Source organism: Sphingomonas sp. Ell38C01 (assembly GCF_055231975.1).
This window is the reverse complement of record NZ_JBUYVA010000001.1, coordinates 464,164-476,036: the sequence shown is the minus strand read 5'-3', so window position 1 is coordinate 476,036 and position 11,873 is coordinate 464,164. Positions and strand designations below refer to the sequence as shown.

At 69.2% G+C, this 11,873-nt stretch carries 14 protein-coding genes; 6 read left to right on the top strand and 8 right to left on the bottom strand.

The window, feature by feature from the left end; genetic code table 11:
* Nucleotides 1-52: 52 nt before the first annotated feature.
* Complete coding sequence (pbpC, locus tag ACV7NO_RS02295; protein WP_463404419.1) at nucleotides 53-2,164, top strand: penicillin-binding protein 1C; 2,112 nt, start codon at nucleotides 53-55, stop codon at nucleotides 2,162-2,164.
* Between the two features lie 210 nt (nucleotides 2,165-2,374).
* Here the strand turns inward: pbpC and ACV7NO_RS02290 are convergent, their stop codons facing one another.
* The gene (locus tag ACV7NO_RS02290; protein ID WP_463404418.1) at nucleotides 2,375-2,881 is read right to left on the bottom strand and encodes an RcnB family protein; all 507 of its coding nucleotides are present in this window, start codon (nucleotides 2,879-2,881) and stop codon (nucleotides 2,375-2,377) included.
* Between the two features lie 127 nt (nucleotides 2,882-3,008).
* A complete protein-coding gene (locus tag ACV7NO_RS02285; protein WP_463404417.1) occupies nucleotides 3,009-3,494 on the bottom strand; it encodes an outer membrane protein assembly factor BamE in 486 nt (161 codons plus the stop codon).
* A 116-nt stretch (nucleotides 3,495-3,610) separates the two neighbouring features.
* Between ACV7NO_RS02285 and ACV7NO_RS02280 the strand changes: the two genes are divergently transcribed.
* Nucleotides 3,611-4,117 (top strand): ubiquinol-cytochrome C chaperone family protein, encoded by a 507-nt coding sequence (locus ACV7NO_RS02280; RefSeq protein ID WP_463404416.1) that lies wholly within the window; start codon nucleotides 3,611-3,613, stop codon nucleotides 4,115-4,117.
* Nucleotides 4,114-4,650, top strand: coding sequence for a YceD family protein (locus tag ACV7NO_RS02275; RefSeq protein ID WP_463404415.1), 537 nt, complete (start codon nucleotides 4,114-4,116; stop codon nucleotides 4,648-4,650). The genes ACV7NO_RS02280 and ACV7NO_RS02275 overlap by 4 nt, the downstream gene beginning before the upstream one ends.
* A 4-nt stretch (nucleotides 4,651-4,654) precedes the next feature.
* On the opposite strand, the gene ACV7NO_RS02270 is transcribed toward ACV7NO_RS02275, so the two are convergent.
* The 3 genes from ACV7NO_RS02270 to ACV7NO_RS02260 all read right to left on the bottom strand — a co-directional run bounded on the left by ACV7NO_RS02270 (nucleotide 4,655) and on the right by ACV7NO_RS02260 (nucleotide 6,511).
* Complete coding sequence (locus tag ACV7NO_RS02270; protein WP_463404414.1) at nucleotides 4,655-5,995, bottom strand: dipeptidase; 1,341 nt, start codon at nucleotides 5,993-5,995, stop codon at nucleotides 4,655-4,657.
* 73 nt (nucleotides 5,996-6,068) lie between these two features.
* Entirely contained in the window at nucleotides 6,069-6,347 is a 279-nt protein-coding gene (locus ACV7NO_RS02265) for an acylphosphatase (RefSeq protein ID WP_463404413.1), read from the bottom strand.
* Entirely contained in the window at nucleotides 6,344-6,511 is a 168-nt protein-coding gene (locus ACV7NO_RS02260; protein WP_463404412.1) for a hypothetical protein, read from the bottom strand. Before ACV7NO_RS02260 ends, ACV7NO_RS02265 begins: the two co-directional genes overlap by 4 nt.
* Here ACV7NO_RS02260 and ACV7NO_RS02255 point away from each other — a divergent pair.
* Nucleotides 6,510-7,139 (top strand): hypothetical protein, encoded by a 630-nt coding sequence (locus ACV7NO_RS02255; protein WP_463404411.1) that lies wholly within the window; start codon nucleotides 6,510-6,512, stop codon nucleotides 7,137-7,139. The genes ACV7NO_RS02260 and ACV7NO_RS02255 overlap by 2 nt on opposite strands.
* Before the next feature lie 266 nt (nucleotides 7,140-7,405).
* Here ACV7NO_RS02255 and ACV7NO_RS02250 read toward each other — a convergent pair whose 3' ends face one another.
* From ACV7NO_RS02250 to sucC, 3 genes are all read right to left on the bottom strand, one after another.
* Nucleotides 7,406-8,335: an electron transfer flavoprotein subunit alpha/FixB family protein gene (locus tag ACV7NO_RS02250; protein WP_463404410.1), complete on the bottom strand. Its 930-nt coding sequence runs from the start codon at nucleotides 8,333-8,335 to the stop codon at nucleotides 7,406-7,408.
* 144 nt (nucleotides 8,336-8,479) lie between these two features.
* Nucleotides 8,480-9,226 (bottom strand): electron transfer flavoprotein subunit beta/FixA family protein, encoded by a 747-nt coding sequence (locus ACV7NO_RS02245; protein WP_463404409.1) that lies wholly within the window; start codon nucleotides 9,224-9,226, stop codon nucleotides 8,480-8,482.
* 214 nt (nucleotides 9,227-9,440) lie between these two features.
* Entirely contained in the window at nucleotides 9,441-10,643 is a 1,203-nt protein-coding gene (gene sucC / locus ACV7NO_RS02240) for an ADP-forming succinate--CoA ligase subunit beta (protein ID WP_463404408.1), read from the bottom strand.
* Between the two features lie 279 nt (nucleotides 10,644-10,922).
* Here sucC and ACV7NO_RS02235 point away from each other — a divergent pair, with 279 nt between their 5' ends.
* A complete protein-coding gene (locus ACV7NO_RS02235) occupies nucleotides 10,923-11,453 on the top strand; it encodes a sterol desaturase family protein (RefSeq protein WP_463404407.1) in 531 nt (176 codons plus the stop codon).
* A 25-nt stretch (nucleotides 11,454-11,478) separates the two neighbouring features.
* Entirely contained in the window at nucleotides 11,479-11,820 is a 342-nt protein-coding gene (locus ACV7NO_RS02230) for a PilZ domain-containing protein (protein ID WP_463404406.1), read from the top strand.
* Nucleotides 11,821-11,873: the final 53 nt, after the last annotated feature.

Sequence of the window (11,873 nt, the reverse complement as noted above, 5' to 3'; positions counted from 1 at the left end):
CGCTGTCGTGAGGCTGGTTGGAGGCAGGCGATGGATCCCCGCCTTCACGGGGATGACGGGGAGGGGGTGGGCGCTGGTCGTCATCCTGTCGCTCGCGCTCGTCGCCGGCGTGGTCGACTGGCTGACCTGGCCGCCGCCGCTGCCGTCCTATGCGCAGGCGCGAGCGAGCTGGCGACCGTCGGAGGCGTGGTTGTACGACCAGAAGGGCCGGCTGCTCGACTCGTCGCGGGTCGATTTCGCCGCGCGGCGGCTGGCGTGGACACCGCTCGACCGCGTCGCGCCGGTGGTGCGCGCGACGGTGATCGCCGCGGAGGACCGGCGGTTTGCGAGCCATGGCGGGGTCGACTGGCTCGCGCTGATGGGAGTCGTACGCGACCGGGTCCGGGGCGAGCGGGCGCGCGGCGCCTCGACGCTGTCGATGCAGCTGGCGGCGTATCTGGCGCCGTCGCTCGCGGCGCCGGGTGCACGGGGGTGGCGCGACAAGATCCGCCAGATCCGCGCCGCGCGCGCGCTCGACGGGGCGTGGAGCAAGGACCAGATCCTCGAGGGGTATCTCAACCTCGCGGGGTTTCGCGGCGAGGCTCAGGGGATCGGCGCGGCGGCGCTGGGGTTGTTCGGCAAGACGCCCGAGGCATTGTCGCGCGACGATGCGCTGGTGCTGGCGGCGCTGCTCCCCGATCCGCAGTCGGATGCGGCGCGAGTGGCGCGGCGGGCCTGCGCGCTGTCGCACGAACGCGACTGTTCGCGGTTCGCGGCGGAGGCGGCGTCGGCGCTGGGGCCGGCACGCAGCCTGGCGCTCGATCCGGGGCTGGCGCCGCATCTGGCGGACCGGTTGCTGACGAAGCCGGGCGCACGGGTGACGACGACGCTGGACCTCGGCGTGCAGCGGGTCGCGATCATGGCGCTCCGGCGGCAATTGCAGGGGCTGGGCGGGACGCGGGCGAGGGACGGCGCGGCGATCGTCGTCGACAATGCTAGCGGGGACGTGCTGGCCTATGTCGGTGGGATCGGCGGCGCATCGACTTCGCCCGCGGTCGATGCGGCGAACGCGTACCGACAGGCGGGATCGACGCTCAAGCCGTTCCTGTATGCCGAGGCGATCGAGAAGCGGTATCTGACGCCCGCGTCGATCCTCGACGATTCGCCCGTTCAGCTCGACACCGCGTCCGGCCTGTACGTGCCGCAGAATTACGATCGTGCGTTCAAGGGCCCGGTATCGGCGCGGGTGGCGCTGGCGGGGTCGCTCAACGTGCCCGCGGTGCGGACGCTGCTGCTCGTCGGGGTCGACAGCTTTCGCGACCGGCTGTGGGATACGGGATATCGCGGGCTGGTCGAGGATGGCGACTATTACGGGTTCAGCCTGGCGCTCGGCTCCGCGGAGGTGACGCTGGGGGAACAGGCGAACGCGTATCGATCGCTGGCCAATGGCGGGCGGTGGTCGCCGCTGCGGCTGACGACGGACGCGCCGCGGGTCGCGCCGCGTGCGATCACGACGCCGGCGGCGGCGTGGATCGTCGGCGACATGCTGGCGGACGCGAACGCGCGGGCGGGCACGTTCGGGCTCGATTCGGCGCTGCGGCTGCCGTTCTGGGCGGCGGTGAAGACCGGCACGTCGAAGGCGATGCGCGACAATTGGTGCGTGGGTTTCACCGACCGGTTCACCGTTGCGGTGTGGGTCGGCAATGTCGAGGGCGACCCGATGCGCGCGGTCTCCGGCACCAGCGGCGCGGCGCCGGTGTGGCGCGATATCGTGATGGCCTTGCACGCGCGGACCCCGAGTGTCGCGCCGCGCGCGCCTCCGGGGGTGGAGTCGCGCGCGGTGGCGTTCGCGGGGACGGGCGAGCAGGCGCGGCGCGAGTGGTTCGTGCGCGGCACCGCACAGACGCGGGTGGCGCTGGCGCCGGCGGCGGCGCGACGGCCGCGGATCGTGTCGCCGGTGTCGGGCAGCGTCTATGCGCTCGATCCCGACATCCCGGTCGACCGGCAGCGGCTGGCGGTGTCGGTGTCGGGCGCGCCGGTCGCGCACCGGCTGGCGCTCGATGCGCAGGACCTGGGGGATGCCGGGGCGTCGCCGCTGATCCTCGCGCCGCCGGGGCGGCACCGGCTGGCGCTGCGCGATGCGGGCGGGCGGGTGGTCGACCAGGTGATGTTCACGATTCGCTGACTGCGTAATTCTGGAAACGGGGCGAACCAAAGCGCTCGCGGCGCGTTTGCCTGAATAGTCCCACCCCCCTTTCGGGACTCGTGCCGAACCCAAGCCGGCACCGGCCGCGTCGATGCTTTCCATACGACGCGGCCGAAGCCCGGGTTGATCGCTCCCCCCGGACCCCGCGACGAACCCCGTCAGACCGCGTTCCTGCCGGTAGAAATCGCCTTACCAGTAAAAGTTGCGGATCGCGTCGAGCACGATGCCGCGACGGAAGTCGACCAGCAGCACGTCGTTATAGTGGCGTACCCAGCGCGCGTTGGCGCGGGCGGCCGGCAGGTGATAGCGCCACGGATCCGCGATCCAGTAACGCTGGCCGTAATAGTTGGGCGCGATCCGGGCACCGGGGCCGAACGCGTTGTAGCGGAACGGCGCGTTCCAGGTGCCGCGGGCGTAGATCGCGCGGTTGCGATCGCGCCAGCCGCGCCAGTCGTCGCGGCCCCAGCGGCGATCGCGATCACGCAGGTCCTCGCGGTACTCCTGCCGCGCCTCGCGGACGTCGCGGCGCTGTTCGCGCACGTCGCGCCAGTCGCCGCGGGCGCGCGCACGATCGAGCTGGCGCTGTTCCTGACGGATGTCCTGGCGATCGCGGCGCAGTTCGCCCGCGGATTGCGCGCCGGCGGCGACCGGCATCGCGGTCGCGGCGAGCAGCGCGATAGTCATGAGTGAACGCATCACACGTCTCCCTTACAGATGAGCGGCAACGAAACGCCGTCATGCGGGGAGTATTGCCAGAGCCGCGCTGAACCGATCGCGAACGGCGCAGTCAGGAAAACGACAGCTCGTATCAGGGCCTCTCGTATCAGGGCTGGTCGCGCCCGCCGCCCTGGCCCCCGCCCTGCCCGCCGCCGATCGCGCCGACGGTGCCGATATTGCCGAACAGCTCGTCGAAGAAGCCGCGCTTCTTGCCGAGCGTCGGCGTCGTCTTGCCATAGGGATCGATCGAGGCGACCTGTTCGACGCCCGACTTGCGGATCGCGGTGACGGTGCCCGCGGCATCGAAGCTGATCTGGAGCGTCAGCTGCTCCCTGGGCTTGGGCTTGTTGAACGCGAAGGCGCGGCTGTCGCGCGAGATATAGTACCAGTCGCCCTTGTTGAACTGGCTCGCGAAGCTCGGGCGGCCGAGCGTCTTCGTCACCGATTCGCGGTTGTCGACGCCGGGCTGGATCGCGTTCACCAGATCGGCATCGACGACATAGCCCTGGTGCGACCTAAGCGGCGCGCAGGCGCCGGCGAGGGTCAGCGCGCCGAGCGACGCGATCACGGACAGAAGGGAGACAGGACGCATAGGAACTCCGGGGGCGGGCCAGATGCAGCGGGGGCGTTGCATCGGCGCGCGTTCGCCTCGATAAGCCCCGCGAGCGCCGCACACAAGCGCGCGCGGCATGAGGGGGCGCGGGGCCGTTGGGGTTGCTGGATAGACTGTTCCGCCCGCGCGACGACGCCGCGCTGGCGTTGTACGATGCGATCGTCGCGAAGGGACGCGCGCCGCACTGGTATCTCGACGGACAGGTGCCCGACACCGTCGATGGCCGGTTCGACATGATCGCGAGCGTGCTGTCGGTGGTGCTGATCCGGCTGGAGCGCGAGCCGGCCTCCGCAGCGCTGCAGGCGCGGCTGGCCGAGCGCTTCGTCGAAGACATGGACGGGCAGCTGCGCGAGCTGGGGATGGGCGACGTCGTGGTCGGCAAGCATGTCGGGCGGATGATGGGCATGCTGGGCGGACGGATCGGCGCGTATCGCACGGGGCTGGTCGAGGGCACGCTGGGCGAGGCGCTGGTGCGCAACCTGTGGCGCGGTGTCGCACCGGATGACGCCGCGGTGGCGCATGTCGAGCGGGCATTGCGGGCGCTCGATGCCGCGCTGGCGACGGTGCCGCTGGGCACGCTCGAGCAGGGGGTGCTGCCATGACGCCGGAATTCTCGCGCGCCGAGCGGCTGGACGCGATCGGCCCGGTCGAGCGGCAGGTGGCGATCGCGGCGACCGCGGCGGAACGCGCGGCGCTGGCGGTCCGGTTCGGCGTGGTGTCGATCGAGCGGCTGGAGGCGACGTTCGCGGTGCGCGGCGAGGCCTCGGGGATCGTGGTGCGCGGCCGGGTGACGGCGGCGCTGACGCAGGCGTGCTCGGTGACGGGCGACCCGCTGGCCACTGCGATCGACGAGCCGGTCGAGCTGCGCTTCGTCGCTGCGCCGGGGACGAGAGGCGTGAGCGAGGATGAGATCGAGCTGAGCGACGACGCGCTCGACACCGTCGAGATCGAGGGCGGCGCGATCGACCTTGGCGAGGCGGCGGCGGAGACGGTGGCGCTGGCGATCGACCCCTATGTCCGCGGCCCCCGCGCCGCCGCGACGCTGAAGGCGGCGGGCGTGATCGGCGAGGACGAGGTGACGAACGCGGCGTTCTCCGGGCTGGCGGCGCTCAAGGCGAAGCTGGAGGGGAAATAGCCGCTCATTCGGGCTCCGTCGCATCGACCGGGGGCTGCGTCGCGCTGGCCTTCGCGACGGCCTCGACCGCGTCCATCACGCGCAGAATATTGCCCTGCGCCAGTTTGGCAAGATCGGCGTCGGTCCAGCCGCGGCGCATGAGTTCGGCGAAGAGAGCGGGGTAGCCGTCGACCCCGGTCATGTCGGCGGGGGCGGTGCCGTTGATGCCGTCGTAATCGCCGCCGATGCCGACATGGTCGCGACCCGCGACCTTCGCGATGTGATCGACGTGATCGGCGACCTCTGCGGCGGTGACGCGCGGCGCGGGGTGGGCGGCGTCCCAGGCTACGAGCGGGGCGGGGGACCTGCCGCCATAGACGTCGGCGGGGACGCCGACCGAGCGCGCGTAGGTGGTGCGGGCCTTGTCCCAGGCGCGCCACGCGGCGGAGACGAAGGCGGGGTAGACGTTGACCATCACGACGCCGCCGTTCGCCGCGATCGCGCGGAGGAGGTCGTCGGGGATGTTGCGCGGCGCGTCGGCGATCGCGCGCGCGCCCGAGTGCGACGCGATGACGGGCGCGGTCGTCACCGCGAGCGCGGCCGCCATCGTCGCGTCCGACACATGGCTGACATCGACGATCATGCCGATGCGGTTCATCTCCGCGACGACCTGCCGACCGAATGCGCTGAGGCCGTTCGCGCGCGGGGCGTCGGTGGAGGAATCGGCCCAGTCGAGGCTCCTGCCATGCGTCAACGTCATGTAGCCGACGCCGAGCGCCTTGTACTGGCGCAGCACCGACAGGCGGCCGTCGATCTGGTGTCCGCCTTCGACCCCGATCAGCGACGCGACCCGGCCCGTCTTCGCGATGCGGCGGATATCGGCGGCGGTGGCGGCCATCGCGAGATCGCGTGGGGCCGCGGCGACCAGGCGGCGGACGATATCGATCTGCTCGAGCGTCATCTCGACCGCGCGCGGGCCGGGGGTGTCGGCGGGGATCCAGACCGACCAGAACTGCGCGCCGACATGCCCGCGGCGCAGCCGGGGAATATCGGTCTGGAGCGGAGACGGGAGCCTGGTCGTGTCGGCGGTCAGGTCGAGCGCCTCGACCTTGGCGCCCTGCTTCTTGCGGATTTCCCAGGCGAGATCGTTGTGGCCGTCGACCACCGGCGCGCGGGCCAGAAGCCGGTCGATCCGCTCGGCGACTCGGGGCGGGGCGTTCTGCGATAAGGCGGCGACGGGGAGCGTGGCGAGGATCGCGACGGCTGGAAGTTGCCGAAGTTGCCGCCACGTCGGCATCGAAAATCGCCCGCGCGGGGGGAATGCGGCGGAGACGGCGGCAGCGGGATTGCAGGCGATGTCGGTCATGCGCGGCATAACAGCAAATTTGCGCGGTGTAGGACAGGCCGGTGTAGGAAAGGGCGGTGCAGGATGGCGCCGCTCAACGCGTGGGGTGTCTTGCGAACCCGTCGAGCGTTTCGGTGGAGGCGTCGTCGATGGCCGCGACGTCGGCGACGCGGGCGGCGGGGGAGCCTTTTCGTGCCTTCGCGATCATCGCGTCGACCATCACGGGCGCGCCCTGCACCACCGCCTCGACCGAGCCGTCGGCGCGATTGCGTACCCACCCGTCGAGGCCGAGCGCGCGCGCCTCGCCGACGAACCAGTCGCGGTAGAACACACCCTGGACCCGGCCGGTCGCGACGAGGCGGCGGCGGATCATTTCGGCTTTACGGGGGTGGAGCCGCCCATGTCCTCCCCGCTGGCGGGTTCCGGATAGGCGTCCGGGGTGGTGGTGCCCTGGTTCTCGACGGCGGGCTGGTCGCTGGTGGGTTCGGGGGTGCCGTCGGGGTGTTCGGCGCCGGGTTTGTTGGGCTGGGTGGGCATGATCGTCTCCTTGTCCGGTGAACGCGAGAGAAAGCGCGGGAGTTGCACCGTGCGATCGGGATCAACCGGATCGAAACGTGATCGTGACATGCGGGGAGGCATGACGGTCCAGATTCCCATTGAGGACCCTGCCGACATATGGGTCGCGCCGACCCATGCGGCGAATGCGTGGCGCGGATGGTGTCTGGACCAGTTCGCGCGCGCGGAGGCGGCGGTGAGCGAGACGCTGCTGACGCTGGCCGCGGCTGCACCGGGCGGCGCACGCATCGCGTTGCCGCATCTTGTCGGTCAGCGATGGGCAGCGCTCGAAAAGGCTCTGTCGCAGGACGGGCCGTTCGCGACGCAGGGCGTACACGTTCTGCCGTTGCTTGCCGCCGTTCGGGTTCATGACGAACTGCGGTCGTTCCTGTGCCACGGGAAGGGATCGATCGCGCTCGAACGATCGGGGCAATGGCTTCTGATCCTGCGATTGCTGTGCTTTCGCAGCGGGAAGGAGGATCGCCAGATAAAGATCGTTGCGGAGCGCGAGTCGGACGCGATCGTCATTGCGCTTGGCCGATCCGTGTCGCGGCTTTGCGCCCGATTGCAGCGGCTGCGGGTGGAGGTGGGAGCCCCCGGAACGGGCTGAAGCGCGCTATGCTTGCTCCCCATCATTCTTCTGCCCGCGAGCCGAAAGAAGAACGGTGCTTCGACAGGCTCAGCACGAGCGGGGTTGGTGTTGGCTCGTAATGGTCAGAAGTAAGGGGGGATCGCCGTCTCGCCCGATCGCGCGCGACGCGGGAGTAAATCCCGCGTCGTCGGTCGGCTCGACGGCGCCGCCGGCCGTGAGCGGGCGTGCCGGCTGTGCTTCGCACGCCGGCACCGGCGCGTGGCGTCGCTACGCGCCTCGCCCGCTCACAGCTTCCCGGTCAGCTCCGGCACCACCTTGAACAGGTCGCCGACCAGGCCGTAATCCGCGACCTGGAAGATCGGGGCGTCCTCGTCCTTGTTGATCGCGATGATGACCTTCGAGTCCTTCATGCCCGCCAGATGCTGGATCGCGCCCGAGATGCCGATCGCGACATAGACTTCGGGGGCGACGATCTTGCCGGTCTGGCCGACCTGATAGTCGTTGGGGGCATAGCCCGCATCGACCGCGGCGCGCGACGCGCCGACGCCTGCGCCGAGCTTGTCCGCGAGCGGATCGATCAGCGCGTGGAACTGGTCCGACGAGCCGAGCGCGCGACCGCCCGAGACGATGATCTTCGCGCTGGTGAGCTCGGGACGCTCCGACTTGGCGATCTCCTGGCCGGCGAAGGTGGACAGGCCGGTGTCGCCGGTCGAGGCGACCGCCTCGATCGTGCCCGTGCCGCCTTCGGTCGCGGCCTTGTCGAACGCGGTGCCGCGCACGGTGATGACCTTCTTCGCGTCCGACGACTGGACGGTCGCGATCGCGTTGCCCGCATAGATCGGGCGCGTGAAGGTGTCCTCGCTCTCGACCGACAGGATGTCGCTGATCTGCATGACGTCGAGGAGCGCGGCGACGCGCGGCGCGATGTTCTTGCCGTTGGTGGTCGACGGCGCGAGGAACGCGTCGTGATGCCCCATCAGCTCGGCGACGAGCGGCGCGACGTTCTCCGCGAGCGCATGCGCGAACGCGGCGTCGTCGGCGACGTGGACCTTGCCGACGCCTGCGATCTTCGCGGCGTCGGCGGCGACCGCGTCGACGCCCTGCCCGGCGACGAGCAGGTGGACCTCGCCGAGCTGCGATGCGGCGGTGACGGTGGAGAGCGTGGCGTCCTTGACGGTGGTGCCGTCATGTTCGACCCAGACCAGAGTCTTCATTGGAAAACCTTTCGTTCAATCCCCGTTCGGGCTGAGCTTTGTCGAAGCCCTGTCTTTCTTTTCGGCGGATCGGAAAAGAAGGACAGCCCTTCGACAAGCTCAGGGCAAACGGGTGTGGGTATGTCCGAGCAAATAGGAGTGAGCCTATTTCGCGATGCCCATCGCCTTGAGCTTGCCGACCAGTTCGTCGACATCGGCGACCTTGACGCCGGCCGAGCGCTTGGGCGGCTCGACCACCTTGAGCGTGGTGAGGCGCGGGGTGACGTCGACGCCGAAATCCGCGGGCGTCTTCTGCGCCATCGGCTTCGACTTGGCCTTCATGATGTTTGGCAGGCTGGCGTAGCGCGGTTCGTTGAGGCGCAGGTCGACGGTGATGACCGCGGGGAGTTTCAGCGTCTCGGTCTCCGATCCGCCATCGACCTCGCGCGCGACGGTGACGCTGCCGTCCGCCAGATCGACCTTCGAGGCGAAGGTGGCCTGGCCGACGCCGAGCAGCCCGGCGAGCATCTGCCCGGTCTGGTTGTTGTCGTCGTCGATCGCCTGCTTGCCGAGGATGACGAGATCGGGCTTCTCCTCGTCGACGATCGCCTTGAGCAGCTTGGCGACGCCGAGCGGCTCGACCTTGGTCTCGCTGACGACGAGGATCGCGCGGTCCGCGCCCATCGCGAGCGCGGTGCGCAGCGTTTCCTGCGCCTTCTGCTCGCCGATCGAGACGACGACGATCTCGGTGACACCCTTGTCCTTGAGACGTATCGCTTCCTCGACCGCGATCTCGTCGAACGGGTTCATGCTCATCTTGACGTTGGCGAGGTCGACCCCCGACCCGTCCGCCTTCACGCGGGGCTTCACATTATAGTCAAGCACGCGCTTGACGGGGACCAGCACCTTCATCGGGGCTCCTTCCTAAGACAGGTCTTTGCACGACGGCGTCGGGGGTTCCCTAGGCGTAATCGCGCGGTTTTCGCAAGTCCGGTATGGCGGACCGCCGATGCCGCTACGGCATCGCGATCCACCCGGCGGCCCGGGCCCTGCCGCTTCCAACGAAAAGGGGCCCGGACGTTTCCGTCCGAGCCCCCGAATCATCGCGAATCACGGATGCGAAGGATCAGGCGGCGAGCTTCTTCACCTCGGCGACGATCTTCTTCGCGGCATCGCCCAGATCGTTGGCGGGGACGATCGCGAGGCCGGAGTTCGACAGGATCTCCTTGCCCTTCTCGACGTTCGTGCCCTCGAGCCGGACGACGAGCGGGACTGACAGGTTCACTTCCTTCGCGGCGGCGACGATGCCCTCCGCGATGATGTCGCACTTCATGATGCCGCCGAAGATGTTGACGAGGATGCCCTTCACCGCAGGATCGCTCAGGATGATCTTGAACGCCGCCGTCACCTTCTCGGTCGTGGCGCCGCCGCCGACGTCGAGGAAGTTGGCGGGGAACATGCCGTTGAGCTTGATGATGTCCATCGTCGCCATCGCGAGGCCCGCGCCGTTGACCATGCAGCCGATGTCGCCGTCGAGCTTGATATAGGCGAGGTCGTACTTCGACGCCTCGAGCTCGGCGGGATCCTCCTCGGTCTCGTCGCGCAGTTCGACGAGGTCCTTGTGGCGGAACAGCGCGTTGCCGTCGAACGCGACCTTGGCGTCGAGGACGACGAGCTTGCCGTCATCCGTCACCGCGAGCGGGTTGATCTCGATCTGCTCGGCATCGGTGCCGAGGAAGGCGTCGTACAGCTTCGACGCGGTCGAGGCGGCCTGCTTCGACAGGTCGCCGGTCAGCCCGAGCGCGTTGGCGACCGCGCGGCCGTGGTGCGGCTGGAAACCGGTCGCGGGATCGATATCGATCGAGTGGATCTTCTCGGGCGTGTCGTGCGCGACGGTCTCGATGTCCATCCCGCCCTCGGTCGAGACGACCATCGAGATGCGGCTGGTCGCGCGGTTGACGAGGAGCGCGAGGTAGAACTCCTTGGCGATGTCAACGCCGTCGGTGACGTAGAGGCGGTTGACCTGCTTGCCCGCGTCGCCGGTCTGGATCGTGACGAGCGTGTTGCCGAGCATGTCGGTGGCGGCGGCGCGGACCTCGTCCTCGGTCTTCGCCAGCCGGACGCCGCCCTTGGCGTCGGGGCCGAGTTCCTTGAACTTGCCCTTGCCGCGGCCGCCCGCGTGGATCTGCGCCTTGACGACGTAGAGCGGCCCGGGAAGCTTCTTCGACGCCGCGACGGCCTCCTCGACGCTCAGCGCGGCGAAGCCGGCGGGAACGGGGACGCCGTACTTGGCCAGCAGTTCCTTGGCCTGATATTCATGGATGTTCATCGGGCTCGCCTTTTCGTCATGAAGCGTCGGGAAGGTTTGCGGGCGGCTAAAGCACAGGGGGGCGGGGGAATCCAGCCCTGACGGTATTGCGGTTGCGACGCGTTTGCGATAGACGTTTGTCATCGCCGCGAAGACGGGGATTCATCGCCTGCGGCGTGCCTTCGTGAGGTGTCGCTTCGTGATGCGTCGGGAGAGATGGATCCCCGCCTTCGCGAGGATGACGACGGGGGATATTTTTTCGGGTAACGTCACGCGCGCTTGCACCCTATATCGAACGTCATGGCGATCTGGCTCGGCATCCTCCTGTTCCTCGGCACCGTGATCTTCATGGAGGGGTTCGCATACGCGGCGCATCGCTGGGTGATGCATGGGCCGGGCTGGTTCCTCCACGAAAGCCATCACCGCGCGCGGCACGGCAACTGGGAACTGAACGACCTGTATGCGGCGATCTTCGCGGTGCCTTCGTTCGTGATGCTGCTGGGGGGCGTGCAGCTGGGATGGTGGCCGGGGTTCGCGTGGATCGGCGCGGGGGTCGCGGCCTATGGCGCGATCTATTTCGGGTTCCACGACGTGATCGTCCACCGGCGGCTGCCGACGCGCTACCTGCCCAGATCGGCGTACATGAAGCGGATCGTGCAGGCGCACCGGCTCCACCATGTCGTCGAGACGAAGGAGGGGACGGTGAGCTTCGGCTTCCTCGTCGCGCCGAGCCCGGAGGCGCTGAAGGCGGAGCTGAAGCGGCGCGGGCGCGCAGGCGTGCGTGCCGCGACCGGCGCGGGCGAGCGGGCTGGCGCGTTAGCCGAAAAGTAACCGGCAGTGTGGCAGGGGGGCTGTCATGGAACAGGCCCGCTACTTGCCTTCGCATGATCCGGCATCCGAATCGGAGCTCGACGAGAACCGGCGTGCGCTGCGCCGGGCGGTCAAGATGCGTGCGCACCTGCGCGATCGCGGGACGACGCGGTTCGAGATCGACGTGGTCGACCTGTCGGTGACCGGATTCCGCGCGGAAACCGCGTTTACCTTGTGGCCCGGGACGACCGTCTGGCTGACGATGCCGGGGCTGTCGGGGCTCGAGGCGGTCGTCGCGTGGCGCGACAAATATCGGTACGGGTGTGCGTTCGCCAAGCCGCTGCATCCGGCGGTGTTCGACCATATCGTGGGGTTGGCCGAGCAATAGGCGTACGCGCCGGTCGCGCAGCGAATTGCCCGGCCGGCGTCCTTTGTGAGGGT